This window comes from Cobetia sp. ICG0124, assembly GCF_004006355.1.
In the GTDB taxonomy this organism is placed as follows: Bacteria; Pseudomonadota; Gammaproteobacteria; order Pseudomonadales; family Halomonadaceae; genus Cobetia; species Cobetia marina.
Genome location: NZ_CP024893.1, coordinates 238546 through 264972, shown reverse-complemented (window position 1 = coordinate 264972; position 26427 = coordinate 238546). Strand labels below are relative to the sequence as shown.

At 63.6% G+C, this 26427-nt stretch carries 23 protein-coding genes, 2 tRNA genes and 3 pseudogenes; 13 read left to right on the top strand and 15 right to left on the bottom strand.

What is annotated here, in order from left to right; all coding sequences use genetic code 11:
• Positions 1-115: 115 nt before the first annotated feature.
• The 8 genes from CU110_RS01310 to ffh form a co-directional block, all read right to left on the bottom strand.
• Positions 116-1432 carry a homoserine dehydrogenase gene (locus CU110_RS01310; RefSeq protein ID WP_077373629.1) on the bottom strand — a complete coding sequence of 439 codons (1317 nt, stop codon included), beginning with the start codon at positions 1430-1432 and terminating at the stop codon, positions 116-118.
• Between the two features lie 175 nt (positions 1433-1607).
• Positions 1608-2378, bottom strand: coding sequence for a DsbC family protein (locus tag CU110_RS01305; RefSeq protein WP_077373626.1), 771 nt, complete (start codon positions 2376-2378; stop codon positions 1608-1610).
• A gap of 39 nt (positions 2379-2417) precedes the next feature.
• Positions 2418-3326 (bottom strand): site-specific tyrosine recombinase XerD, encoded by a 909-nt coding sequence (gene xerD / locus CU110_RS01300; RefSeq protein ID WP_077373623.1) that lies wholly within the window; start codon positions 3324-3326, stop codon positions 2418-2420.
• Positions 3327-3531: 205 nt separating this feature from the next.
• Positions 3532-3888 (bottom strand): 50S ribosomal protein L19, encoded by a 357-nt coding sequence (gene rplS / locus CU110_RS01295; RefSeq protein ID WP_043336437.1) that lies wholly within the window; start codon positions 3886-3888, stop codon positions 3532-3534.
• Positions 3889-4084: 196 nt separating this feature from the next.
• On the bottom strand, positions 4085-4837 hold the full coding sequence (gene trmD / locus CU110_RS01290; RefSeq protein ID WP_065392606.1) for a tRNA (guanosine(37)-N1)-methyltransferase TrmD: 753 nt from the start codon (positions 4835-4837) through the stop codon (positions 4085-4087).
• Between the two features lie 25 nt (positions 4838-4862).
• Positions 4863-5429: a ribosome maturation factor RimM gene (rimM, locus tag CU110_RS01285; protein ID WP_065392605.1), complete on the bottom strand. Its 567-nt coding sequence runs from the start codon at positions 5427-5429 to the stop codon at positions 4863-4865.
• A gap of 8 nt (positions 5430-5437) precedes the next feature.
• Positions 5438-5689, bottom strand: a complete 252-nt coding sequence (gene rpsP, locus CU110_RS01280) for a 30S ribosomal protein S16 (protein ID WP_065392604.1) — start codon at positions 5687-5689, stop codon at positions 5438-5440.
• A 227-nt stretch (positions 5690-5916) separates the two neighbouring features.
• Positions 5917-7359: a signal recognition particle protein gene (gene ffh / locus CU110_RS01275; RefSeq protein WP_127734374.1), complete on the bottom strand. Its 1443-nt coding sequence runs from the start codon at positions 7357-7359 to the stop codon at positions 5917-5919.
• 182 nt (positions 7360-7541) lie between these two features.
• Between ffh and ccsA the strand changes: the two genes are divergently transcribed.
• The 3 genes and pseudogenes from ccsA to CU110_RS16430 all read left to right on the top strand — a co-directional run.
• Entirely contained in the window at positions 7542-8339 is a 798-nt protein-coding gene (gene ccsA, locus CU110_RS01270; RefSeq protein WP_084207790.1) for a cytochrome c biogenesis protein CcsA, read from the top strand.
• Between the two features lie 99 nt (positions 8340-8438).
• The gene (locus tag CU110_RS01265) at positions 8439-9716 is read left to right on the top strand and encodes an HlyC/CorC family transporter (RefSeq protein WP_077373614.1); all 1278 of its coding nucleotides are present in this window, start codon (positions 8439-8441) and stop codon (positions 9714-9716) included.
• Positions 9686-10873: pseudogene (locus CU110_RS16430) on the top strand (multidrug effflux MFS transporter); the annotation flags it as partial. The gene CU110_RS01265 and the pseudogene CU110_RS16430, both read left to right, overlap by 31 nt.
• A 16-nt stretch (positions 10874-10889) precedes the next feature.
• On the opposite strand, the gene CU110_RS01255 reads toward CU110_RS16430, so the two are convergent.
• Together CU110_RS01255 and CU110_RS01250 are read right to left on the bottom strand one after the other, a co-directional pair.
• Entirely contained in the window at positions 10890-12839 is a 1950-nt protein-coding gene (locus tag CU110_RS01255) for an MFS transporter (protein WP_127734370.1), read from the bottom strand.
• A pseudogene (locus tag CU110_RS01250) lies at positions 12836-13401 on the bottom strand (TetR-like C-terminal domain-containing protein). Before CU110_RS01250 ends, CU110_RS01255 begins: the two are co-directional and overlap by 4 nt.
• Positions 13402-13530: 129 nt before the next feature.
• Between CU110_RS01250 and CU110_RS15660 the strand changes: the two are divergent.
• Complete coding sequence (locus tag CU110_RS15660) at positions 13531-13746, top strand: SOS response-associated peptidase (protein WP_164850243.1); 216 nt, start codon at positions 13531-13533, stop codon at positions 13744-13746.
• Positions 13743-16538 carry an insulinase family protein gene (locus CU110_RS01245; RefSeq protein ID WP_164850242.1) on the top strand — a complete coding sequence of 932 codons (2796 nt, stop codon included), beginning with the start codon at positions 13743-13745 and terminating at the stop codon, positions 16536-16538. Before CU110_RS15660 ends, CU110_RS01245 begins: the two co-directional genes overlap by 4 nt.
• 1 nt (position 16539) lies before the next feature.
• Here the strand turns inward: CU110_RS01245 and sbcB are convergent, their stop codons facing one another.
• The 4 genes and pseudogenes from sbcB to minC all read right to left on the bottom strand — a co-directional run bounded on the left by sbcB (position 16540) and on the right by minC (position 19935).
• Positions 16540-18015, bottom strand: coding sequence for an exodeoxyribonuclease I (gene sbcB / locus CU110_RS01240; protein WP_084207786.1), 1476 nt, complete (start codon positions 18013-18015; stop codon positions 16540-16542).
• Positions 18016-18069: 54 nt separating this feature from the next.
• Positions 18070-18330 (bottom strand): cell division topological specificity factor MinE, encoded by a 261-nt coding sequence (minE, locus tag CU110_RS01235; RefSeq protein WP_043336475.1) that lies wholly within the window; start codon positions 18328-18330, stop codon positions 18070-18072.
• Complete coding sequence (minD, locus tag CU110_RS01230; protein WP_084207785.1) at positions 18327-19145, bottom strand: septum site-determining protein MinD; 819 nt, start codon at positions 19143-19145, stop codon at positions 18327-18329. Before minD ends, minE begins: the two co-directional genes overlap by 4 nt.
• An 83-nt stretch (positions 19146-19228) precedes the next feature.
• Positions 19229-19935 (bottom strand): annotated as a pseudogene (minC, locus tag CU110_RS01225) (septum site-determining protein MinC).
• A gap of 541 nt (positions 19936-20476) precedes the next feature.
• On the opposite strand from minC, the gene CU110_RS01220 reads away from it, so the two are divergent.
• Positions 20477-22006, top strand: coding sequence for a DUF349 domain-containing protein (locus CU110_RS01220; protein WP_164850241.1), 1530 nt, complete (start codon positions 20477-20479; stop codon positions 22004-22006).
• A gap of 5 nt (positions 22007-22011) precedes the next feature.
• Here CU110_RS01220 and CU110_RS01215 read toward each other — a convergent pair whose 3' ends face one another.
• The gene (locus CU110_RS01215) at positions 22012-22416 is read right to left on the bottom strand and encodes an SDR family oxidoreductase (RefSeq protein WP_240665435.1); all 405 of its coding nucleotides are present in this window, start codon (positions 22414-22416) and stop codon (positions 22012-22014) included.
• Between the two features lie 223 nt (positions 22417-22639).
• Here CU110_RS01215 and CU110_RS01210 point away from each other — a divergent pair.
• The 7 genes from CU110_RS01210 to CU110_RS01185 all read left to right on the top strand — a co-directional run bounded on the left by CU110_RS01210 (position 22640) and on the right by CU110_RS01185 (position 26318).
• Positions 22640-22716 (top strand) — tRNA-Met (locus CU110_RS01210).
• A gap of 48 nt (positions 22717-22764) precedes the next feature.
• Positions 22765-22841 (top strand) — tRNA-Met (locus CU110_RS01205).
• A 173-nt stretch (positions 22842-23014) separates the two neighbouring features.
• Positions 23015-23248: an EVE domain-containing protein gene (locus CU110_RS01200; protein WP_127734364.1), complete on the top strand. Its 234-nt coding sequence runs from the start codon at positions 23015-23017 to the stop codon at positions 23246-23248.
• 45 nt (positions 23249-23293) lie between these two features.
• Positions 23294-23749 (top strand): thioredoxin domain-containing protein, encoded by a 456-nt coding sequence (locus CU110_RS16425; protein ID WP_240665434.1) that lies wholly within the window; start codon positions 23294-23296, stop codon positions 23747-23749.
• Positions 23746-24054: a tetratricopeptide repeat protein gene (locus CU110_RS16420; protein ID WP_240665433.1), complete on the top strand. Its 309-nt coding sequence runs from the start codon at positions 23746-23748 to the stop codon at positions 24052-24054. The genes CU110_RS16425 and CU110_RS16420 overlap by 4 nt, the downstream gene beginning before the upstream one ends.
• Before the next feature lie 267 nt (positions 24055-24321).
• Entirely contained in the window at positions 24322-24759 is a 438-nt protein-coding gene (locus CU110_RS01190; RefSeq protein ID WP_077373569.1) for a universal stress protein, read from the top strand.
• 17 nt (positions 24760-24776) lie between these two features.
• Complete coding sequence (locus CU110_RS01185) at positions 24777-26318, top strand: alanine/glycine:cation symporter family protein (RefSeq protein ID WP_084207780.1); 1542 nt, start codon at positions 24777-24779, stop codon at positions 26316-26318.
• Positions 26319-26427 lie beyond the last annotated feature (109 nt).

Sequence of the window (26427 nt, the reverse complement as noted above, 5' to 3'; positions counted from 1 at the left end):
GTCGTGTCTTCCCGTGGCGTTCGCCACCGTTATGATTCTTGCTCTTCCGGCCTGCGCCGGCTGCCCAGCGGTACCGAGCCATCTACCTCGATGACCCGGTACCATTTGCCCGCGATCAGGCGTTGTCGTCGAGATCCTCGACGCGAATGCGCACCACGGAACCGGCGACATCCACCAGCGCTTCCAGCTGGCGAATCGCTTCGTTCATGTGCAGTTCGCGCGCGCGGTGCGTGAGCAGAATGATCGGCACCAGCTCGCCTTCGGTGGCCTCCTTCTGGATGATCGCCTCGATGGAGATACCCTGTTCGGAGAGAATCGACGCGACACGCGCCAGGACCCCCGGACGATCCACCGCATGCAGACGCAGGTAGCAGGCCGTCTCGATCTCTTCCATCGGCAGGATCGGCAGGGTGTCACCGTGCTGATTGATTTCAGCGAAGGCCAGATACGGCACGCGGTAGCGGTGGTCGGTGGCGATATCGCGCGCCACATCGAGCAGATCCGCCACGACGGCAGAGGCCGTCGGCTCGGCACCGGCGCCGGCACCATAGTAGAGGGTGGGGCCCACTGCATCGCCCATCACCTCGATGGCATTCTTGACGCCATGCACGTTGGCCAGCAGGCGCTCCTTGGGAATCAGCGTCGGATGCACGCGCAGCTCAAGGCCCTTGGCCGTGGCGCGGGTGATCCCCAGGTGCTTGATGATATAGCCCAGGTTGTCGGCCTGCTCGATGTCATCGGCCGTGATGCGCGAGATGCCTTCGGTGTAGGCCTTGTCGAACTGCAGCGGCACGCCGAAGGCGATGGAGGCCAGGATGGTCAGCTTGTGGGCGGCATCGATGCCTTCAACGTCGAAGGTCGGGTCCGCTTCGGCATAGCCCAGCGCCTGCGCCTCGGCCAGCACGTCATCGAAACTGCGGCCTTCATCGCGCATCGCGCTGAGAATGAAGTTGCCGGTGCCGTTGATGATGCCGGCCAGCCACTGGATACGGTTGGCGCCCAGGCCTTCCCGCAGGGACTTGATGACCGGGATGCCACCGGCGACCGCTGCCTCGAAGGCCACCATCACCCCTTTCTCGGCTGCGGCGCGGAAGATCTCGTTGCCGTGCACGGCGATCAGCGCCTTGTTGGCGGTCACGACATGCTTGCCGTTGGCGATCGCTTCCATCACCAACTCATAGGCCACGTCATAGCCACCGATCAGTTCGACCAGCACATCGATCTCGGGGTTGCGCGCGACCTCGAAGATGTCATGCGTGCGGCTGACGCCGGTGATATCGCAGTCAGGGTTGTCACGACGAGCGCCAACCTGTTCGACGATAATCGGGCGTCCAGCACGACGCGCAATCTCATCGGCATTGCGTACCAGCACGTTGAACGTGCCGCCGCCTACGGTACCCAGACCACAGATTCCTACTTTCACCGGTTTCAACGTCGCTTTCCTCTCTTGTTACGGTATCCAGCCTTGGAGGCCGCGCCGGAGCGCCATGGCCTTGCCGACCTGTCGTCGGTCTATTATCCAGACAGCTCGCGTCTGTGTCTTTCGTGACCACGGTAGCAAGGCAGGACGCCCTGTCAACGCGCAGCCACTCTGAGGCGTCACACCATCAGCCATCCAGTCCCAACATGGTGGTCAGGCGATCCACCGGCAGATAGCCCGGCACCATCTTGCCATCCGGCATCACGATGGCCGGTGTGCCCTGCACGCCCATGCGCGTACCGAGCTGATACTGGCTTTCCACCGGGGCATCACAGCTGGCTTCCTGCTTGGGCGCCTGCCTCTGATTCTTGATCTGATTCATCGCCTCGGTGCGATTCTCGGCACACCATACCTGAGCCAGCTCGCGTGCGCCCTGCGAGCGCAGACCGCCACGCGGGAAGGCCAGATAACGCACTTCGACACCACGCGCATTGAGCTCCGGCACTTCCTCATGCAGCTTGCGGCAATAGGGGCAGGTGGTGTCAGTGAAGACGCTGATCACCGCCTTGACCTCACCCGCCGGGCGGAAGATGACCATGTCGTCCTCACTGACCTCGGCCAGCAGCTTCTGGCGCTCGCCATTGGCCTTCTGCTCGCTGAGATTCACCAGCCCCTTGTCACCGTCGTTGCGGTACATTTCCCCCACGATCAGGTGCTTGCCCGTCGCATCGGTGAAGAAGGTCTCGCCGCTGGTGAGCTTCACCTCGAAGAGACCCTCGATCGGACTGGAAGCCAGCGACTCCACCGGCAACGGCTGGCCATTGACTACCAGCTTGTCACGCAGATCATCCAGCGCGTCAGCCTGGGCGAGCGGTGCCATCACGCTCAGCAGGGTAGCAGCGCTCAACAGACGCAACGCCTGTGGCAGGCGCTGCGGGCGGCGGGTGAACTTGCTCATCAGACTCTCCTTGGCGTCCGCGGGGCGAAGTGCCTGGTATCAACCACGCGGATGATGTTCGGCGTGCAGGCGTTCCAGACGCGCCTGAGCCACATGGGTATAGATCTGGGTCGTGGATAGATCACGATGACCCAGCAACAGCTGCACGACACGCAGGTTGGCACCATGATTGAGCAGGTGCGTCGCAAAGGCGTGGCGCAGGGTATGCGGTGACAGGGGCTTGTCGATACCGGCCGTGACGGCGTGGCGCCGGATGCGGTGCCAGAAGGTCTGCCGCGTCATGGCCTTGTCATGCCGACCGGGAAACAGCGCCGGGCGCGTCTGGTCGGCCATCATCGCAGGTCGGCCAGCCGACAGCCAGCGTGACAGCCAGTCACAGGCCTCCTCGCCCAACGGCACCAGCCGCTCGCGATCGCCCTTGCCGATCACTCTGACCACGCCCTGGCGCAGATTGAGCGCATCGACCCGCAGACCGACCAGTTCACTGATGCGCAATCCCGCGCCATAGAGCACCTCCAGCATGGTACGGTCGCGCAGGCCGATGGCCGTCTCGAGATCCGGCGCCTCCAGCAGGCGCTCGACTTCCTCCTCGTCGAGCGTGCCAGGCAGGCTGGGGATCACGCGGGGAAGGCGCACCTCATGCACGGGATCCGCCTCGATCATGCCCTCGGCCAGTGCCCAGCGATAGAACCGCCGCAACGCAGACAACAGTCGCGCGGTGGAGCGCAGCGCATGCGATTCACGTCGTGAGTCACAGAATGCCTGCACCTGCACAGGGGTCGCCTCCAGCAATGGCGTGGCTTCGCCTCCGGACTCCTGCTGCTCCAGCAACCACCGCTGCCAGCTCTCGAGGTCACTTCGATAGGCACCAAGCGTGTTGTCACTGGCGCCGCGCTCCAGCCACAACGTATCGAGAAATGCCGCGACCAGCGTCTCGTCATCCTTCATGCCTGCTTCCTCCTTCCCGATGATTCTACCGTGACGCCCTGACGTTGAAATGAATCCGACGGTCACTGCGGCAACTTTCCCTCATCCACAGACACAAAGACCCCGCCATGCGAGGCATGGCGGGGTCTTTGTGTGGCGGAGGAGCAAGTGGCAATTCGCTCCTCCGCCGTACTGCCGAGTTCTGCAGTCAGGGAATGCGGAGCGCTTAGCCCAGCTTTTCCTTGATGCGTGCAGACTTGCCGCTACGCTCACGGAGGTAGTACAGCTTGGCCTGACGGACGTCACCACGACGCTTGACGTCGATGGCAGCAACCTGCGGGCTGTAAGTCTGGAAAGTACGCTCGACGCCCACACCGTGGGAGATCTTGCGGACGGTGAAGGCGGAGTTCAGACCGCGGTTACGCTTGCCGATCACCACGCCTTCGAAGGCCTGCAGACGCTCGCGGGTACCTTCGACGACCTTGACCTGGACGACGATGGTGTCGCCCGGTGCAAAGGCCGGGATTTCCTTGGCCATCTGCTCGTTTTCGATCGCCTGGATCAGTTTGTTCTTGCTGCTCATCGCTAGCTCCAAATTCGTTAGCATCAACCCTGAGGCTGATGTTCGTCATGACCCCGGCACCGCAAACGGCCTTGAACACGGGGATCGACCTTGTGTGTGACGCGCCACGGGGCTCCCGCAAGATGACTCCGGGCCGTGCCGCACCTCCGCCACGGTGGCGGCCTTCTCCTGACGGCGAACGCGAGGTCCGCGAAGGTCAGGCCTTGCCTTTCCGGGCGTGCTGCGCGATGAACTCGTCAAGCAGCTTGCGCTCCTCACGAGTCAACGTGCGGCTCTCCAGCAGATCCGGACGCCTGAGCCAGGTACGTCCCAGAGACTGTTGCAACCGCCAGCGCTTGATCAGGGCATGATTGCCACTGAGCAGCACTTCCGGCACTCGCTTGCCGTCGATGACTTCGGGGCGAGTGTAGTGCGGACAATCGAGCAGGCCGTCGGTGAAGGAATCCTCCTCCGCACTGGCTTCATGCCCGAGTACGCCCGGCACCAGGCGCGCTACCGTATCGATCAGGACCATGGCTGGCAGCTCACCGCCAGACAGGACGTAATCGCCGATCGACCATTCCTCGTCGATCTCCTCTTCCACCACGCGTTCGTCAATGCCTTCATAGCGTCCGGCCACCACGATCAGGCGCTCATTCGTCGCCAGTTCGCGGGCACCGGCCTGATCCAGCTTGCGGCCTTGCGGGGAGAGATAGATCACGCGGGCGTCGTCACCGCCAGCGGCACGGGCGTCACGAATGGCGCCTCGCAGGGTCTCGACCTTCATCAACATGCCGGGACCACCGCCGTAGGGACGATCATCGACCGTACGGTGCCTGTCGGTGGCGTAGTCACGCGGGTTCCAGAAATCGACCTCGAGCAGGCCCTTGTCGACCGCTCGGCCGGTCACGCCACTGGCGGTGATCGCCGTGAACATTTCCGGAAACAGACTTACTACACCAATCCACACAGGCGTCAGCTCTCTGTGCTTTTCATCAGAATTCGGGATCCCAATCGACGCTCATGCGTCCATTGACGAGATCCACATCGCGAACCACCTGATCGGGCAGGTACGGCACGAGCCGTTCCTTCTCATCGATGCTGTCGTCGTTCGGCTTGATCACCAGAACGTCGTTGGCACCGGTTTCCATCAGGGTGTTCACTTGTCCGAGGCGCTGGCCATCCAGCGTCACCACCTCGAGACCTTCCAGTTGATGCCAGTAGTACTCACCCACCTCGAGCTGCGGCAGTTGCTGCTTGGGCAGGAGAATCTCCGCCCCGGCCAGCGCCTGCGCCGCTTCGCGATCGTCGACACCTTCCAGCTGCGCCACCAGACCCTTGCCATGACGACGTGCCTGGGCAAGTCGCGCGGGAATCTGCTTCCCGTCAAGCTTCAGGATCCAGCCGGCATAGTCGAAGATGCCATCGATCGGGCTGGTGTAGGAGTACACCTTGAGCCAGCCTTTCACGCCATAGGGGCTGGTAAGCTTCCCCATGACCACCACATCATCGCCATGCGAGGTGTGTGCGGTCGGCTGCGGGTTGTTCGAGTGAGTAGGCATCCTGGAAATCAAGCCTGCTGCTTGCCAGCTTCCTTGATCAGCTGAGCGACACGGTCAGAGACCTGTGCGCCCTGCTGCTGCCAGTGAGCGATGCGCTCGAGATCGATGCGCAGACGCTCTTCCTGGCCGCGAGCGACCGGGTTGAAGAAGCCGACGCGCTCGATGAAGCGGCCATCACGGGCTGTGCGGGAATCAGCTACAGCCAGGTGGTAGAAGGGACGCTTCTTGGCGCCACCACGTGCCAGACGAATGGTAACCATTGCGTAATCTGTCCTTCGTGTTGAAGTGAAAATCGTGCCACAGAACTCGGCTTCGCATGGAGGGTCCACACGAAGAGGCGACATTCTACGGAAAATGCCAAGCCTTGGAAACCTTTTTCCATGGCCATACGCGCGCCCCGCGACACGAGCCGTGTCACGGGGCGCGATTCGTGACTCTGACGCCTCGAGATCCTGACGGCGGGAAGCGTCCGAGCCTTGCCCGGGACTCACCCATGCCTCCAGCATTCGCCGCCCGGGCCACCCATGCCTCCCATGCCGCCGGGGCCACCCATGCCACCGGGGCCACCCATGCCACCGGGACCGCCGCCGCCCATCATGCCGGACATGCCACGCATCATCTTCTGCATGCCACCTTTCTTGCCGGCCTTCTTCATCATCTTGGCCATCTGCTTGTGCTGCTTGAGCAGACGATTGAGGTCCGGCACCTGGGTACCGGAGCCCATGCAGATGCGACGCTTGCGCGAGCCATTGATGAGATCCGGGTTGCGACGCTCCTTGGGTGTCATGGAGTTGATCATCGCCTCGAGCTTGCCCAGCTCCTTCTCGCTGGCCTGGCTCTGGGCGACTTCCGCCAGCTGCCCCATGCCCGGCAGCTTGGACATCAGGCTGCCCATGCCACCCATGTTCTTGAGCTGCTGAAGCTGATCGCGGAAGTCCTCGAGATCGAAGCCCGAGCCTTTCTGGACCTTCTTGGCCAGCTGCTCGGCCTTGGTCTTGTCGACGCTGCGCTCGGCTTCCTCGATCAGCGACAGCATGTCGCCCATGCCGAGGATACGCGAGGCGATGCGGTCCGGGTGGAAGGGCTCGAGGGCATCGACCTTCTCCCCCATCCCCATGAACTTGATCGGCTTGCCGGTGATGTGGCGAACGGACAGCGCCGCACCACCACGCGCATCACCATCGGCCTTGGTCAGCACGACACCGGTCAGCGGCAGGGCTTCATGGAAGGCCTTGGCGGTATTGGCGGCATCCTGACCGGTCATCGCATCGACGACGAACAGCGTCTCATCAGGATTGACGCTGCGATGCAGCGCCGCGATCTCGTCCATCATGTCGGCATCGACATGCAGACGGCCGGCGGTATCCACCAGCACCACGTCGTGGAACTGGATACGCGCGTGCTTCATCGCCGCTTCAGCGATGGCGACAGGCTGCTGGGAGGAGTCGGAGGGGAAGAAATCCACCTCGACTTCCCTGGCCAGCGTTTCCAGCTGGTCGATGGCGGCCGGACGATAGACGTCCGCCGAGACCACCAGCACCTTCTTCTTCTCGCGCTCACGCAGATAACGCGCCAGCTTGGCGACGGTGGTCGTCTTGCCCGCACCCTGCAGACCCGCCATCAGAATGACGGCCGGGCTGCCCTTGAGCACCAGACCTTCATTGGCTTCGCCCATGATCGCTTCCAGCTCCTGCTGGACGATCTTGACGAACTGCTGACCCGGCGACAGGCTCTTGGACACTTCCTGACCGACGGCACGCTCGCGCACGCGGTCGATGAAGGCCTTGACCACCGGCAGTGCGACATCCGCCTCAAGCAACGCACGGCGCACTTCACGCAGCGTGTCCTTGATGTTGTCTTCCGTCAGCTTGGCCTGGCCGGTAATCGACTTCAGCGTCTGCGACAGGCGATCACTCAAACTTTGAAACATGGGCCTCTCCGGCTAGGGACGTCTGGGGGCCGCTCATCCTGTGGCGCATTATACGCACAGGGCGGGTCTGTCTCCATGGTGGATGCAATCACATGAGTGCATTCGGTATAGTCACATCATATAGGCAGCGTCTCGTACAGGACCTGCCTCCTCGTACATCCTCGGCACCTGGACAACAGCACATGCAGGCTCTGCCCTTTGCCTTTCTGGCCATCATCTTCTATCTCGGCGCCGGCCTGTGGCAGGGCCTGACGCTCATCCGCCGGGTACCGTCCAGACCACGTCTGGTACGCGGCCTGGCACTGGTAGCCGTCGCCTGCCATGCCGTGATCGTCTGGCTCACCATCAGCCATGGCGGCGAGCTGCACCTCGGACTGTTCGAGAGCGCCTCGCTGGTCAGCTGGGCCATCAGCCTGCTGCTGATCCTGGCCAGCATGCTCAAGCCGGTGATTGCCGGCGGTGCTGCCCTCTTCCCCGTGGCGGCCATCTGCGTCCTTGGCGTGATGAATCTTCCCAGCGCCAATACCGAGAATCCACTTTCCGCGGGGCTCATCGCCCACATCCTCACCTCGGTGGCGGCACTGGCCTTCTTCAGCATCTCGGCCATGCAGGCCGGTCTGCTGTCATTGCAGCAGCATGCGCTGAAGAAGCGTCACACCCGCGGCATCGTCCAGGTACTGCCCGCGCTGACCAGCATGGAGCGCGCACTGTTCGAGCTGATCTGGGCCGGAATGATCCTGCTCAGCGTGTCGATTCTCAGCGGCATGATCTACCTCGACAACCTGTTCGCCCAGCACCTCGCGCACAAGACGGTCCTGAGCTTCGGCGCCTGGGTGATCTTCGCCGTGCTGCTGTTCGGCCATCATGTCCTGGGCTGGCGCGGACAGCGCGCGGCGCGCTGGACGCTGGGCGGCTGCCTGGTGCTGGCGCTGGCCTTCTTCGGCACCAAGTTCGCCCTGCAGGTCGTGTTTTCCCACTGAGCGTCGCTGTCGTGACGGGCAGCACCCGCAGCAGCTGGTGCATTGCCGTCACGGCAGCAGTATCATGCGCGTAAATCCGCCACCGAGGACCCTTCACTCTTGAGCGACGACACCCCGCTGGGGCTGCTGTTCGGCCTGCTGGTCATCCTGATCTTCCTGTCTGCCTTCTTCTCGAGCTCCGAGACCGGCATGATGTCGATCAACCGCTATCGCCTGAGCCACCGCGAGAAGAGCGGTGAGCGCGGCGCCAAGCGCGTCACCCGCCTGCTATCTCGCCCGGACCGTCTGATCGGCGTCATCCTGATCGGCAACAACTTCGTCAACAATCTGGCAGCGTCTCTGGCCACCATCATTGCCATCCATTACTTCGGTGATGTCTCCGGCCCTGCCATCTCCACTGCCGTCCTCACCATCGTGGTGCTGATCTTCGCCGAAGTGACGCCCAAGACCATGGCCGCCGTGAATCCCGAGCGTATCGCCTATCCGGCGTCGGTGATTCTCGAACCCATGCTCAAGCTGCTCTATCCGCTGGTCTGGCTGGTCAATGGCATTTCCAATGGCCTGCTGCGCCTGTTCGGCGTTCGCGATGTCAGCGGCGGGGCCGACAGCCTGACCCGTGACGAGCTGCGCACCGTGGTCCACGAGGCTGGCAGCATGATCCCGCGCCGTCACCAGGGCATGCTGCTGTCGATCCTCGACCTCGAGAACGTTACCGTCGATGACATCATGGTGCCGCGTCAGGAAATCTTCGGTATCGACCTCGATGATGATCTCGACATCATTCTCAGTCATATCCGCGCCAGTCAGCACACACGAGTGCCGATCTACAAGGGTGACATCAACAACATCATCGGCATCCTGCACCTGCGCAATGCGGCCCGTTTCCTGTCACTGGACGAGGTCACCAAGGCCTCCATCATCCAGGAGGCCCGCGAGCCCTACTTCATCCCGGAATCCACCCCGCTGCATACCCAGCTGCTCAATTTCCAGAAGCAGAAGCGCCGCATCGGCATCGTGGTCGACGAGTATGGCGATGTGCAGGGGCTGGCGACCTTGGAGGATATCCTCGAGGAGATCGTCGGCGAGTTCACCACCGACGTGGCCGGCACTCATCAGGAAATCCATCCTCAGGACAACGGCAGCTACGTGATCGAGGGTACCGCCAACATCCGCGAGATCAACAAGGCCATCGGCTGGCAGCTGCCGACCGATGGCCCCAAGACGCTCAATGGTCTGATCCTCGAGCACCTGGAATCCTTCCCGGATGCGCCAGCCAGTCTGGCCATCGGCACGACCCGCATCGAGATCCAGCAGGTCAAGGACAACCAGATCACCTCGGCACGCTGTTGGCAGGCCTCGCGCACCACGCGCACCTGACGACGACTGTCCTGCACCACCACCCCGCACGCTTCACGCTGATGCTGGCACTGATGGTGGCGCTCGCGCCTCTGGCGACCGACGCCTATCTACCCGCCATGCCTTCCATGGCAGGCGACTTCGGTGTGGACGAGCATCGCATCGGCCTGACCATCACCATGTTCTTCTTCGGCTACGCGATGGGTCAGCTGGGCGGTGGCCCGCTGTCCGACAGTCTCGGGCGCCGCCCCGTCGCCCTGAGTGGTTTCGTGCTGTTTCTCGTCGCCGGACTCGGTTGCGCACTGACACGAGACTTCCACTGGCTGCTGGTCTGGCGAGTGCTTCAGGGCATCGCCACCGGCATGACCGGCGGTGTCTCGCGCACCGTGGTGAGAGACGTCGCGACCGGCAAGGACGCCGCGCGCCTGATGACCAACGTGACCATGGTACTGATGACGGCGCCACTGATAGCGCCGTCCCTGGGCGCCCTGGTGATCTCGCTGAGCCACTGGACGACGATCTTCTTCACGCTGGGAGTCTACGGGCTGATAGTCGGTCTGATCATCCATCGCTGGCTGCCGGAGACCCACCCCGCCAGCGAGCGCACGCCCTTCAGACCACGCAACGTGCTGCGCAGCTATGGCGACGTCCTCACCACCCGGGGAGTCCCGGGGCACCTGATGCTGATCCTGTGCGGGCCCGGCATCATGTTCACCTTCATCACCAATGCCAGCTACCTGTATCAAGGGCTACTCGGGATGACACCGCCGCAGTTCGCGCTGGCCTTCGGCGCCAATGTGGTCGCGATGTTCGTCGGCAACCGTCTCAATCACCTCGGCCTCAAGCACCTGCGCACGCGCACGCTGGTCAAGCTGGCATTGAGCGTCCAGCTGACCGGCATCACCTGGCTGCTGGGGCTGGGCCTCACTGGCACGATCAGCGCCGCCACCCTGATTCCCGGCATGCTGGTGGTACTTGGCGCAGGCGCCATGATCACCCCCAACGTGATGGCGGACTACCAGTCGCTGTTCACCCGCGGCCACGGGGTCGCCAACGCCATCTCGGGCACCGCGCTCTTCCTGGGCGGCGGACTCTACGGTGCGATTGCCAGCCTGTGGCTGAACGGCTCCAACATGCTGCCGGTACCGCTGGTCATGCTTGCCGCATGCCTGGTGGGCGGCATCGGCTTCTGGGTCACCCGCCACACCGCGCCATCCAATCAGCCTGCCGCCCACGGCAGCAGCTCCAGCGCCGCCGGCAGTCCGCCAGGCGTGTCGCCTTGCGATGCAGATCGCGCACGGCCTCTTCCAGCTCCGCAGCCTTGACGTTCTCCGGCGCGAAGGTGCGACCGACGCACAACTCCACCCGACCACGCAGGCGACGCGGCCACTTGGCAAAGGCCGGCCCGCCGCCGTGGGAGAACCACGACCCCCACAGCCCCCCCAGAGCCATCGGGATCACCGGCGCCGGATCACGCGCGAGGATCAGCTCCAGCCCACGCCGGAAGCGTCCCACTTCCCCATCTCGCGTCAGCTTGCCTTCCGGGAAGATCATGACCACCTCGCCATCGCGCAGCGCCTTGCCGACCTCTTCCAGTGAACGACGCACACCGGCGGGGTCCTTGCGCGAGGAATCCACCGGAATGGCCCCCGCAATGCGGAAGAACCATTTCAGCCAGGGAGAGTGATAGATCTCGGCATCCATCAGAAACCGCAATGGGCGCGGGCTGGCGCCGCCGAGTATCAGCGCATCCATGAAGCTGACGTGGTTGCACACCACCAGTGCCGCGCCTTCCGCCGGTATCCGCCAGCGCCCCTTGAGGTGCAGCCGATACATCAGGTGAATGAGGATGAAGATGATCAGCCGCAGGAAGGGCCGCGGGTCACGCAGCATGCAGATCACCGCGATCAATCCGCTGATCAAGGACAGCAACAGCAGGAAGTCCGGAATATCACGCCCCATCACGCCCAGCACCAGAATGCCGGCACCGGCCGAGAGCACCATCAGCAAGGCATTGAGCACATTGTTGGCCGCGATCATGCGCGCGCGATGGTCCTCGGGGCTGCGCAGCTGCAACAGCGTGTAGAGCGGCACGATATACAGGCCGCCGCCGAAGCCGATGACGCCGAGATCCAGCCACATGCGCCAGAATCCGGCGATGCCCAGCAGCTCGATCAGCGGCGTGGCCATCTGGGCCTCAGCCAGCGCCGGGCGCAAGGCAAGGTCCAGCCCGCCGGCAAAGATGATCAGCGCCCCGAAGGGCACAAGCCCTGTCTCGAGTCGTCCGCGCGAGACACGCTCACAGGCCAGCGACCCCAGGCCAATGCCGATGGCAAAGGCCGCCAGCAGGGCCGATGTCGCCCCTTCGGCCCCATGGACGATATCCCGCGCATACGCCGGCAATTGCGTCAGATAGCTCGCGCCGAGGAACCAGAACGCACTGATGCCGAGCAGCGCCCAGCGTAGCCGACGATTGCTCAGCCCCTCGCGCATCACCGCCACGCTGCCGGACAGCGGCCGCCAGGGCACCGGCCCCGGAGAAGCGGAAGGCGCCGGCGGAATGCGCATGGCAGCCAGTACGCCAAGCACCGCCAGCGACACCAGCGATGCCGACAGCGCCCAGCGCGCCAGCTCACCGCCCAGCGCCATCAAGGCCGCGGCCGCCAGGGTACCGATCAGAATGGCGAGGAAGGTGCCCAGTTCGACCCAGGCATTGCCACTGACCAGCTCATCGGCCTTGAGATGCTGAGGCAGGATGGCGTACTTGACCGGGCCGAACAGCGCGGACTGGGTGCCCATCATGAACAGCAGCGCCAGCAAGAGCTCCCAGGCCTCGAAGATCAAGGCACCCGCCGCCACGCTCATGGTGGCAAGCTCCAGCCACTTGAGCCTGACGATCAGCCGCTGCTTGTCGAGGCGGTCCGCCAGCAGGCCGCCCCAGGCGGAAAACAGCAGAAAAGGCAGGATGAACAACCCGGCGGCCAGATTGTTGACGACGCCGGTGTCCCAACCGCGCTGCTCGATGACCACGAAGGTCAGCAGCAGCAGCAGCGCGTTCTTGAAGAGATTGTCATTGAAGGCCCCGAGGGCCTGGGTCCAGAAGAAGGGGGCAAAGCGTGGCCGCCGCAGAAGGTCTCGACTCATCGCCCTGCTTCCGTGGCATCCCCCGAGCCTGCAGCCTCGCTGCGCACCTTGAGCCCCGCCAGCATGGTATCCAGCAGCTGGTCGAGCAGTTCCGTGACTTCCAGCGGCTGTCCTTGCCACAGACCCAGGCGTTCATTCATGCCCAGCTGGACCAGGCCATGCACGCTGCCCCACAGGGTTCGCGCCATGCGCTTGGCTTCCACTGACTCCACCTTGGGAGCGTACTCGACCAGAGCCAGCTCCACTCGCTCGAACAAGCCTTCGATCATGGCGTTCTGACGCTGATCCAGCTCCCCTTCCTGAGCCAGCGGGAAATCGAACAGCAGCTGCCAGCGATAGGGGTCGCGCTGGGCAAAGCCCCAATAGGCTCGCGCCAATGCCTTGAGACGCTGGGAGGGGCTCGGGGTCTCCTGCCCGGCAATCGCATCGCGCAGACGGTCCAGGGTCGAGCCAGGTTGCGCAAGGACAAGGCGTGAACGGGCTGCTGCTTGAGCCATTCATCGCATGTCTCCATTACCCGCGCATGCAGCGCTTCCGGTGCATGCTGACGTGGACGGGCCATCGAATTCCTCTGGTGCTCTCTTGAAGCGCCCCGTGTCAGCCATTGAATCGAACAGTGTTTCCGTCCAGCATATCGAGACTGAGCACAAACGCAAGCGCCACCAAGGTGTGGCATGCTGGCGACTGCCGCGTGCAGCGGGGCTCTCGCGAGCGCCTGGTGAGCGCCAATCGCGCTCCGCGCCTGCCGGTCTCGATGCTGCGCCTGGAAGGCCCGAGGCTTCGCCAGGTGCCAGCGCTCTGGGGGCTGACGCCCAGCTGGCTGGAGGTCATGGACCACGCGCCCCACGTGGCGCGCGCCGAGTCGCTGGAAACGCGACGCATGTTCCGCGACAGGCAGGCCCGGTGATCAAGAGCGCCAATGACCAGCGCGACTATCGCAGCCTGACGCTCGACAATGGCCTCAAGGTGCTGCTGGTGAGCGACCCGGCGGCTGACAAGGCTGCCGCTGCCATGGACGTGGAGGTGGGCAGCGCCCAGGACCCCGATGACGTTCCCGGACTTGCTCACTTCCTCGAGCATATGCTGTTCCTCGGCACCGATCGTTATCCAGAGCCTGATGCCTATCAGGAATTCATCACCCGTCACGGCGGGCAGCACAACGCCTTCACCGCCAGCCAGGACACCAACTACTTCTTCGATATCGCACCGGATGCCTTCGCCGAGGCCCTGCCGCGCTTTGCCCGCTTCTTCGTCGCACCACAGTTCAATGCCGACTACGTCGACCGCGAGCGTCATGCCGTGCATTCCGAATATCAGGCACGCCTGCAGGATGACGGGCGGCGCGTGAATGAGGCTGTCGAGCAGGCACTCAATCCAGATCACCCCTTCAACCGCTTCAGCGTCGGCAGCCTCGAGACACTCAAGGACAGCGAGGCCGGCAGCCTGCGCCAACGCCTGGTGGACTTCTATCAGGCGCATTACGGCGCCGGCGTGATGCGCCTCACCCTGGTCGGCCCCCAATCGCTGGATACGCTGGAGTCACTGACGCGCCACAACTTCTCCGATGTCCCGAATCGCGAGCTCTCACGGCCACAGATCGACGCGCCGCTGGTCACTGCCGATGAGCTGCCCGCACGCGTGGAGGTCAAGGCACTCAAGCAGGAGCGCGAGCTCGACTTCATGTTCCCCATCGAGGACCCCGTCGCGCAGTATCGCGTCAAACCGGTCAGCTATCTTGCCAACCTCATCGGACATGAAGGGGAAGGCAGCCTGCTGGCGGTGCTCAAGGACAAGGGCTGGGCGGATGGGCTCTCGGCCGGCGGCGGCCCGAGCGATGGCGAGAATGCCCTGCTCAGCATCAATGTCACCCTGACGCCCGAAGGCGCCCGGCACCAGCCGGAAATCCGCGCCGCGCTGTTCGACTATCTGGCATTGATTCGCCAGCAGGGCTTGAAGGAGTGGCGCTACAAGGAGCAGGCGGCGCTGGGCGAGCAGGAATTCCGCTTCCAGCAGCGCAGCTCTCCCGTGGACCTGGCCAGCAGCCTGGCCATGATGATGACGCGCTATCCGGTCAAGGATGTGCTGGCCGCGCCCTACCTGATGCAGGACTATGACGCCGAGCTGATCGAGTCGACCCTTGATCGCCTGACGCCAGAGAATCTGCTGGAGGTCTACTCCGGCCCTGATGTCACGGGAGAGCAACAGGGCAAATGGTTCAAGGCGCCCTATACCCTGACGCGCCTCACGGACGATGCCGTCGCCCGTGCCGGAGACGATCCCTCGCTGGCCGCCCGGCTTGCCCTTCCGGCTCCCAACCCTTATCTGGCCAGCGACTTTCAGGTCCTGAATCTGCCCGATGCGCCGCCACGTCAGCTGATCGACGAGCCCGGTGCCGAACTCTGGTATCAGGGTGATGACAGTTTCGGGGTCCCGAAGGCCGAGTGGCGCTTCGGGCTGCTCAACCCCGCCGTGAGTGCCTCGGTCGAGGATGAAGTCATGAGTCGCGTATTGGCGGCATGGCTGAACGACAGCCTGAATGCCCGCCTGTACCCGGCACGTCTGGCCGGACAGGATGCTCTGGCCTATGCCCATGGCCGCGGCATCACGCTGCAGTTCAGTGGCTGGCGCGACGGCCAGCAGCCGGAAATGCGCGAGGTGCTGGATCAACTGGTCAATGGTGACATCGACTCTCAACGACTGGCACGCATCACGCAGCGCATGACACGCAGCCTGAGCAATCGCGCCCAGGCGCCCCTGTATACGCAGCTGGGCCGCAGTCTCAGTGAAGCGCTGGTCGGCCAGCCCACCACCGTCTCGCAGCAGCAGGACGTGCTGGCGCAGGTCACCAGCGAACGTCTGGACGCCTTCCGCAAGCGCTTCCTGGCACGCCTGCATGTCCAGGCCATGGTGACAGGCAACCTGAGCGACACTCAGGCACGCGAGACCGGTCAGCTGGTGATCAATGGCCTGGCCCCCCGCGTCACGCGCGACGGCATCCCGGAGCTTGCCATCCACCGGGTGGACCAGCCCCTCGCGTTGCGACCGGAGAGCTCACGCGGTGATGCCGGCGCACTGCGCTACCTGCAGGGCAAGGATCGCACGCTCGAGAGTCAGGCCAGTCTGGCCGTGCTGGGCCAGCTGATCGAAGCCCCGTTCTACAGCCGGCTGCGCACCGATGAGCAACTGGGCTACATCGTCTCGGCCAGCTACTCCCCCATGCTGGATGCCCCGGGCCTGAGCCTGCTGGTCCAGTCGCCTTCCAAGGACAGCAAGACCCTGTTCTCGCGCATGGATGCCTTCTTCACGACCTTCGATGAGCGCATCACGGCGCTGGATGAGGCCACGCTCGCCAGCTATCGCAGTGCAGTGATCGATGGTCTCGAGCAGAAGCCGCGCCGCCTCTCCGAGCTTGCATCACGCAACTGGAGCGAACTGAGCTTCGGCTGGACCGACTTTGATCGCCGCCAGCAGCTGATCCACGCCGTGGAGCAGGTCAGCGTCCAGGATATCCGTGACGCCTGGCAGCAGGTGACTCAGGCGGCGCCGCTGGAACTGGCCTTTGATCCCGAGATCCCCAGCGACTTCGATCAGCGCCTGCCGACGCTCGCGCTCCCCCTGTTGCCGGAGGCGCCACGTGCCGAGCACGGTGCCACCACCGCCGCTCCCTCGGCGCAACCTGCGGGCAATGCCAAGCATTGAATCAGCCAAAGGCCTGTGGCGGCATGATGCCTTCCACATACATCGCCAGTTCTTCCAGAATCTGCACGCGCGCCGAATCCTGCTCGTTCTGGGCCAGACGCTGGATCTCGCTGACGAAGCCCTTCACGGTCAGGCTGGCGACCTGCTCGTCATTCATGCGCTCCCAGCGCCACTGCTCCCAGCGCTCCCGCTCGGCTGAATCAAGCGTGTAGCCGTAGCTGCGTGCGCGGTAGCGGAACAGCATCTCCTCGAGTCGCCCATCCTGGAAGGCGAAGGGCGTGTCATCCAGCGCCTCGGGGTGAGAGGCACGCACGCGCTCCATCTCCTTGCGGTCCGCGGGCGAGAAGAAGCCTCCCGAATAGAGCATCAGGTCCGGGTCAGCCGGGCCGGCCGGCGGCGTCTCGGCAAACACCTGGGCGACCTTCACTCCGACCCCCGCATTGTCCTTGAGCCACTTCCAGTGCTCACGACATCGTGCAGGGTCGAGCTTGAGGCGCGCGACGATCTCGCCGTATTCCCCCTGGTGAGGGCCGGAGACATCCTTGAGCGCCGTCGCCGGCATCAGCACCGGACTCTTGTTGAGATGAATGACCTTGAGGGGGATGCGCTCCTCACCTTCCGCCAGGTCATCCGCACTGGCGAACACCCGCGCCCGAATCTCCTCGGGAGTGAGATCCATCAGCGGTGCCGGGTCCACCGACAGGTCATAGACGATGACGCCATTGGCATTGGAGGGGTGCTCCGCCAGCGGCACCACCAGCGCACCGCATGCTCGCGAGGCCGGATAGCGACGTGAGATGTGCAGCATCGGCTTGCGCGCACCGATGTCCAGCAGGCTGGCGACATGACGCTTGTTGCGCAGCTTGAGCAGATACTCGAACAGCCGGGCATTGCGTGACTTGAGCAGACGCGCCAGGGCGATGGTGGCCCGCACATCGACCAGGGCATCGTGCGCGCCGGCATGCTCGATGCCATTGGCGGCCGTCAAATCTTCCAGACGGAAGCTGGGGGCTCCGTCCTCGCGCCGGGGCCACTCGATCCCCTCGGGGCGCAGCGCATGGAAGGCACGCACCACATCGATCAGGTCCCAGCGCGAATTGCCGTTCTGCCACTCACGCCCGTAGGGGTCGAGGAAGTTGCGATAGAACAGGTGACGGCTGACTTCATCATCGAAACGCAGGCTGTTGTAGCCCACCGAGCAGGTGCCCGGCACGCTCATCTCGTCGTTGATGCGCCCGGCGAACTCGGCCTCCGGCAGGCCGCGACGCTCGGCCTGCTGCGGCGTGATCCCCGTGATCAGGCATGCCATCGGATGAGGCAGGAAGTCGTCAGCGGGCTTGCAGAAGAGCGTCAGCGGCTCACCGATCTCGTTGAGCTCCGCATCAGTACGAATGGCGGCAAACTGCGATGGACGGTCGCGGCGCGGGTCGGCGCCGAAGGTCTCGTAGTCGTGCCACAGGAAGGTGGGCTCTGCCACAGGAAATCTCCACGCGGACGGTCAGAAAATGCACATGCCAGAACACCGCGCCCCTCATGCCTCGCCGGGGCGCGGCAGAGTGACGTTCAGCTCGAGCACCGAACAATCATCCTCGCGGTCCAGCGAGATGTTGATGGCATCCTGATCGACCTGAACGTACTTGCGAATCACCTCCAGCAGCTCACGCTCCAGCATCGGCATGTAGTCCGGCTGGTCACGCTGACTGCGCTGGTGAGCCACGATGATCTGCAGCCGCTCCTTGGCGACATTGGCCGTCTTCTTGCGCTCTCGCTTCAGAAAATCCAGTAATTTCACTTGCGCCCCCCTCCAAACATTCTGGCCAGCAGACCGCGCTTCTCGACTTCATGGAAGCGCAGCTGGACTTCCTCGCCCAACAGGCGGGAAACGCAGTCCACATAGGCCTGACCAGCATCGCTCTTCTGGTCGTGGGTCACCGGCACCCCCTGGTTGGAGGCGCGCAGCACGGCCTCCGACTCGGGAATCAGGCCGATCAGCGGGATCGACAGGATTTCCTGGATGTCCGTCAGATTCAGCATGTCACCCCCGGTCACGCGCGCCGGATGGTAGCGGGTGATCAACAGGTGTTCGCGCACCGGAGAATCGCCGCTCTCGGCACGGCGTGTCTTGGAAGACAGCAGACCGATGATGCGATCGGAATCGCGCACCGAGCTGACTTCCGGGTTGGTGACCACCACCGCTTCATCCGCGAAGTACATCGCCAGCTGGGCACCGCGCTCGATACCGGCCGGGGAGTCACAGATGACGTAGTCAAATTCTTCCCGCAGGCTTTCGAGCACCTTCTCGACGCCTTCCAGCGTCAGCGCATCCTTGTCACGGGTCTGGGAGGCCGGAAGGATATGCAGGTTGTCGATGCGCTTGTCGCGGATCAGCGCCTGCTTGAGATTGGCCTCGCCCTGGATGACGTTGACGAGGTCGTAGACCACGCGCCGCTCGCAACCCATGATCAGATCCAGGTTGCGCAGACCCACATCGAAATCGATCACGACGGTCTTGTTGCCGCGCAGAGCCAGTCCGGTGGCAATGGCGGCGGCGCTGGTCGTCTTGCCGACTCCGCCCTTGCCTGACGTCACTACGATAATCTTGGCCAAAGGTATCTTCCTTGCTGAGAGTCCCCCGTGAAACGGGGATCACCGGTAAATATTGGATATCGTTCGAGGCACGCCGGCATCACTCAACCGAGGCGTGCGATACAAAGCTGGTCGTGTTCGAGCACGACTTCGACACTGGCACCCAGCAGACGGTTGTCGATGTCGTCCAGCCGCTTGTAGGTTCCCGCTACCGAAAGCAGCTCGGCATGCAGTTCCTTGCAGTAGATGCTGGCATTGCGATCGCCATGGATACCGGCCAGCGCCCGGCCGCGCAGGGCGCCATAGATGTGCACGCTGCCGGCGGCCAGAATCTCGGCACCGGCATTCACGGCACCGATGATCACCAGATCACCCTCTGGCGCGCTGACCTGCTGCCCTGAGCGCACGGTACCACGGTAAACCTTGCTGGCATGGGCCGGCACCCAGTCGTGACCGGCGGCACGGACTCCAGCGTCCGGCCGCGATTTTCCTGGGGCGGGAACCACCCGAGACCCAATGCCCAGGCAGACTGGCGCACCGGGTCGCCACCACCGCGCACCGCCACCGGCAACAGCTTGTGGCCGCGACACACGGCGCAGATACGCTCCAGCGCCAGGTGCGGCTCGTCGAGCTTCTCGACGCTCAACACCACCGGCGTGTGCTGAAAGAAGGCGGGGGACTGGCTGAGTTTGCTGACCAGTTGGGCACGGATCTGCTCCGGGTCTCCACTGACCAGTTCCATGACCGTCATCGGCAGCATACCGCCTTTGAAGGTGAAGGCCTGGGAGGCCCTGTCCGTACTGAGACTCATGACCTGACTCCGGGTTGCGTGAGGGAAGTGACACCCTCCGACACTCGTGACATCGCTCTGCTGAACAAAGCTATGTGAGCTGACACGGCGCTGCAACTGATGATACGGCCAGCAGTCCACACTGTCAGGTGTCGCGAGGCCACGACGCACCGATGGGCGCGTGAGACCACACAACATGGCCTCGTGACTGATAAGATAGCGGGGTGACGAAATTCATGCGCCGTCACCCCGCCGAGTGACTGGCCGCTGTTGCGCCCCTCTATTTTTTTGCCTGGATAACCGCTCTCTCATGACCGGACTGCTTTCCCGCCTCACTGGCCGCCTGGGGTCAGATGGAGAAGCTGCCGCGTCAGGCCTGGGAAGACAGCGTGCCATCACGCTATCGCTCGCTGCTGCGAGAGTGGGAGCGACTGCCGGCCGCCGACGAACGCTGGCGCGAGCTGACCGACCAGTTCTCGGCCCCTGCCGAGCTGCTCGAACGTCATCAGCGCCTGCAGCAACAGCTGCAGGACCCGCTCGATGCCTGGTATCGCCATCAGCTGTGCCACTTAATCTGGAAGCCATCAGCGCCGAACTGGATCAGCTGGACACCTACCTGGAAGCCGGCAAGCTCAAGCCCGCCAGTCGCCTGCATCGTTCACTGCGCGACCGCACCGAAGGCCAGCTCGACAGCGAGCGTCAGACGCGCCTTCGTCAATTGGGCGCTCGCGTCGCGGAGCTGCGTGACTGGCAGAACTTCGTCGCCGCTCCCAAGCGTGAACAGCTGCTGGAAGCCATCACCACATTGGCCGAGCGCGAGGACCTCAGTGATGAGCAGCGCGACCGCCAGCATCAGCAACTGATTCAGCAGTGGCGCAGCCTGGGCGATGCCGCTGCCAGCCGTGAGTCCAGCCAGTCCTTCCGCAGCGCCTCGGACAGCATCAAGCAACAGCTGCAGGATTACCGCGAAGCGCGCAAGCAGGCACGCGAGCACAACCTTGCCATGCGTGAGGCGCTCTGTGAGCAGCTGGAATCGCTCAATGGACACGCCATGGGCGATGCGGACCCGGACGCCCTGCGCCAGATCCGCGACCGCGCACGCGAAGAGTGGCGCCGTCACACTCCGGTACCGGCAGGCCCGGGCCGCCAGCTGTCGCATCGCTTCGGTGAAGCGCTGACCGCGCTGCAAGGCTTGATCGACCAGCGCGCCGGCGAGATCGCCGCGGCCAAGCAGGCATTGGTGGACGCCGCCGAAGCGCTGGCCGATGAAGACGCTCCGGCACGTGCGCGCGCCGAGCAGGCCAAGGCACTGCAGACTCGCTGGCGGGAACTGGGCCGTGCCCCCAAGGGCGAGGAGCAACGCCTGTGGTCTGCCTTCCGCGCCGCCTGCGACCGCATCTTCGCCGCACGTGATCAGGACCGTGAAGCGCGTGACACGCGCGAGCAGGTCCGCCTCGAACAATGGCAGGCTCTGATCGAGCGCCTCGATAGCTGGGAACCGACGACCCTGGAAGACGCCGCCCAGCTGGACGACGCCCTCAAGGAAGCCGACGCGCTGGGTGCCCTGCCGCGTGGCAAGCGCGGTGACGGCATGCGTCGGCGCTGGAATGGCATTCTCAAGCGTCGCGAACAGCGCCTGGATGAACTCCATGCCCAGCAGCTGCGCCAGGAATGGCAGCAGTGGCGCGACCTGCTGGAGCAACATGCCGTCGCCGATGCCAGTGCACGCCAGGGCAATATCGAGGATGTCGAACTCCCCGAGTCATCGGCGTTCGACGATGCCAGCCGCCAGGCCAATGCCGCGCGCAACCAGATGCGCCGTGCCGAGCCGGTCAGCGCCAACGCCGCCAATGAGCGCCTCGCGGAGCTGCGTGTCCATCTGGCGATCCTGTTCGAGGCGCCGCTAGGTGCGGAAGACGAATCGCGGCGCCTGACCGTTCAGGTGGCCCGCATCAATCAGCAACTGGGCGAGCGCCTTGAGCGTGATGAGGAACTCGACGAGGTGCTGGATGCGCTGCTGGCCAATGGTCCGCTGGACTGGGAAGCCTGGCAGGCCGAGTTGCCGCGCTTCGATGCCCTGTTCAACCACTGAGGACATCAGCCCATGAACTGGCCACCATTGATGTCCAGATTGGCACCGGTGATGAAACCGGATTTCTCGTCCGCGAGGAATGCCACCGCGCGAGCGATCTCGTCCGGCTGACCATAACGCTTGACCGGAATCGTCTCGCGGATGGATTCACGAATCTCTTCCGGAATCTTCATGATCATGTCGGTGGCGATATAGCCCGGCGACAGAGTATTGACGGTGATGCCCTTGGTCGCCGCCTTGGCGGCCGAGTAGTTCACCTGACCGAACTGGCCCTTGCGGCCGTTGATGGAGGAAATGTTCACGATGCGGCCGTACTTGTGCTCCAGCATGTCATTGATGACGGCACGGCAGGTATTGAAGACGCTATCGAGGTTGCAGTTGATGACTTCGCGCCACTGCTCGTAGCTCATCGCTCGCGAATTTCATTGACGCCTGCCTGACAGGCTTCGAAGTTGTCCAGTTCGATACCGGAAAGCGCGATGTTCTCGAACCCGTGCCACCGGTGACCCATGCAACGGGTGCTGTTTGCGTCATGTTATTGTCTCTCCCTGTTCCTGGAACGTCCTGTGCCCGCTGATTACGGGATAACGGTTGACTCAGCACTGTATATCCTTATACTACGCCCCACGTTGATGCGGGGTGGAGCAGTCTGGTAGCTCGTCGGGCTCATAACCCGAAGGTCATCGGTTCAAATCCGGTCCCCGCTACCAACCTCTGATGCGTCAGCAGTTGGAGCAAATGGCAGTACCACATGATGTTGCGGGGTGGAGCAGTCTGGTAGCTCGTCGGGCTCATAACCCGAAGGTCATCGGTTCAAATCCGGTCCCCGCTACCAAGAATTCGAAAGGCCTGATGCCCTGCATCAGGCCTTTTTCGTATGCGTGACATTCCTGTGCGAGGATATCGACGAGGCCAGCGCCCGGCCCTTGTTCCTCCCATTCTCCACGCCCATCACCTTCACACTCATCACCTTCACACTCATCACGTCAGTCTCGAAGGAGTGCCTGCATGCGCCACTGGCTGGTCAAGACCGAACCCGACGCCTTCTCGCTGGAAGACCTGCGCCGCGAGTCGCCGGCACTCTGGGATGGCGTGCGCAACTATCAGGCGCGCAACTTCCTGCGCGAGATGCAGCTCGGGGATGTCGTGCTCATCCAGCACTCCAGCTGCAAGGTACCTGCAGTGGTCGGGCTGGCCGTGGTCAGCGAGCTCGCCCTGCCGGTTCCGGGGCATGCATCATGATCATCGATCCCAATACCGGCCAGCCACTGACCGGCAATGACAGACATGAGCAATCTGCAGCAGGTCCTCGAGGCCTCGCAGCAGGTACCGGTGCTGTTGGACTGCTGGTCTCCCCAGAGCGAGCATTGTCGCGTCCTGACGCCGATTCTCGAGATGCTGGCCCGTGAGTATGCCGGTGGCTTCATCCTCGCCAAGCTGAACGCCGAGGAACAGCAGGACATCGCTGCCCAGCTGGGAGTGCGCTCGGTACCCGACGTCAAGCTGGTCATCCAGGGCGGTCTGGCAGGCAACTTCACCGGCGCCCGTCCGGAAGCCGAGATTCGCCAGTTCCTCGAGCAGCACAAGGTGATGCCTGCTGCCGGTGCCGGCCCCAGCCTCGTCGAGCAGGCCGCCAGCGCACTGGAAACCGGCGATCTGGCGACCGCCAAGGCGATTTACCAGCAGCTGGCGCAGGAATCCTCATCGCCGAGGCGCCGAGCCCGGAAGAGGTCCAGGCCATGATCGAGCGGGATGACAGCGAGGCCCGCTACCAGCGCGCCATGCGTGATCTTGCCGATGGCCACTACGAGCTGGCGCTCGATGCCCTGATCGGCCTGATGAAGACCGACCGTCAATACGCCATGCGTGATCTTGCCGATGGCCACTACGAGCTGGCGCTCGATGCCCTGATCGGCCTGATGAAGACCGACCGTCAATACGGGGATGATCTGGCCCGCAAGACGCTGCTGCGCGTGTTCGATGCCCTCGGCGCGACCCATGAGCTGACCGTGCGCTTCCGCCGCCAGCTGTTCGCCCTGATGTACTGAGTCGGCGGTATCTCCCAGCCATAGTGCTCACGGCTCCAGTCGCGCAGACTGTCGTCGAGCCCCTGAGGACAACCCCGTGGAATGACTACAGCATAAGGCTTTGTGCATGTCCGAAGACACCTTTTACCCGCAAGCACAACGCGGTCTCCTTACGTTTAATCACCGTTTCATGAAGCATGATAAACGCAGGGATTTCTGCACCTGCCGAGGAGTAAAGTGCTTTCAACCGTCCAAGAACGGTAATTCAACAAGAATCCGCTGGCCTCAATGACCACCTCCCTGATTGTCGGACTGGATGGAACGCCGGGCGGCGACAGTGCCATCGCACACGCCAAGCGCGTCGCGACGCTGGTCGGCCCCGAAACCCGCATCATTCTCTGCTATGTCGTCGAATGGTCGCCCTACAGCTTCAACACGCCGGAAGAGAACGCCCAGCGTGCGAGTCGCCGTGAAAGCGAGATCAAGCTGGCACGCGAGCGCGTTCTCGCGCCTGCCATCACGGAGCTCGAGAAGGAGGGGTATCAGGTGGAAGGCCGCGTTCGTCACGGTGACGCCGCCGAGATCCTGAGCCTGCTGGCGCGGGAAGTGAATGCCGAGCAGATCATCGTCGGTCGCAAGGGGGAGAGCATGCGCTCTCGTATCTTCGGCAGCGTGACCGCGCATCTGATCCAGGAAGCCTCGGTCCCCGTCACCGTCGTGCCCTGATCCCGAGGTCCCTTCTCATGAGTCGATTCCGCTCCCTTGCCCCCTGGGCTGCTGCCATGGCAGCGCTCATGGCCGCAGGCTCTGCCCGTGCCGAAGGCATGGATCAGGCCATCAGTGACATCGTCGGGCCGATCGTCAATCCGATCGTCTCCACCATCTTCTATTCCGTGCCGGTGGCAGGCACCCAGTTCCCGCTGATCGTCGGCTGGCTGATCATCGCTGCCGTCGTCTTCACGCTCTATTTCGGCTTCGTGCAGTTCCGTCTGTTCGGGCATGCCGTGCGTCTGGTCAAGGGCGACTACACCGACCCGAAGGATGAAGGCGAGGTGTCCCACTTCCAGGCACTGGCCACCGCGCTTTCCGGCACGGTCGGGCTGGGCAACATCGCCGGTGTCGCGGTCGCCGTCTCGCTGGGGGGGCCGGGCGCGACCTTCTGGATGATTCTGGCCGGTCTGCTCGGCATGGCCTCCAAGTTCTGCGAATGTACCCTTGGCGTGAAGTACCGCAACGTCAATCCCGATGGCTCCATCTCCGGCGGCCCGATGTACTACCTGTCCAAGGGCTTCGCGGAGAATGGCAAGGCCGGGCTTGGCAAGATCCTGGCGATCTTCTTCGCCATCTGCGCCATCGGCGGCTCCATCGGCGGCGGCAACATGTTCCAGGCCAACCAGTCCTATCAGCAGGCCGTCAACGTCACCGGCGGTGATGCCAGCTTCCTGATCGGCTACGGCTGGCTGTTCGGTCTCGTGATGGCCGCCATCGTCGGCATGGTCATCATCGGCGGCATCAAGTCCATCGCTCGCGTCACCGAGAAGCTGGTGCCGATGATGGCGGTCATCTACGTGATCGCGGCTCTCATCATCCTGGGCTTCAACTTCAGCGCGATTCCGGCGGCCTTCGGCGCCATCATCGAAGGTGCCTTCGCACCGGTCGCGGTCGGCGGCGGTATCGTCGGCGTACTGATCCAGGGCTTCAAGCGCGCCGCCTTCTCCAACGAAGCCGGTATCGGCTCCGCCGCCATCGCCCACTCTGCCGTGAAGACCTCCCAGCCGGCCACCGAAGGCATCGTCGCGCTGCTCGAACCGTTCATCGATACCGTCGTCATCTGCACCATGACCGCACTGGTCATCGTCATCACCGGCGCCTATCAGGTCGAAGGCCTCGGCGGCGTCCAGCTGACGTCCTACGCCTTCGAGACCGCCTTCCCGTGGTTCCCGTATGTGCTGGCGCTGGCGGTGCTGATGTTCGCCTTCTCCACCATGCTGTCCTGGTCCTACTACGGCCTGAAAGCCTGGACCTACCTGTTCGGTGAGAGCAAGGGTGCCGAGATCGTCTACAAGCTGATCTTCCTCGCCTTCGTGGTCATCGGCTCCTCCATGAGCCTCGGTCCGGTCATCGACTTCTCCGACGCCATGATCTTCGCCATGTCCATCGCCAACATCATCGGTCTCTACTACCTGATGCCGGTCGTGAAGCGCGAGCTGAGCCAGTACCTCGCCAAGCTGAAGTCCGGCGAGATCGCCCCGATCGACAAGGAGACCAAGCGCCAGAACGCGTGACACCTCCCAAAGCCTCTGCCCTTCGGCAGGGGCTTTTTCGTTGTCGATCATGCAATTCCGTCACCAGGACGGCGGAAACCACCCAAGTCGCATTGCCGCGGCGCAGCGC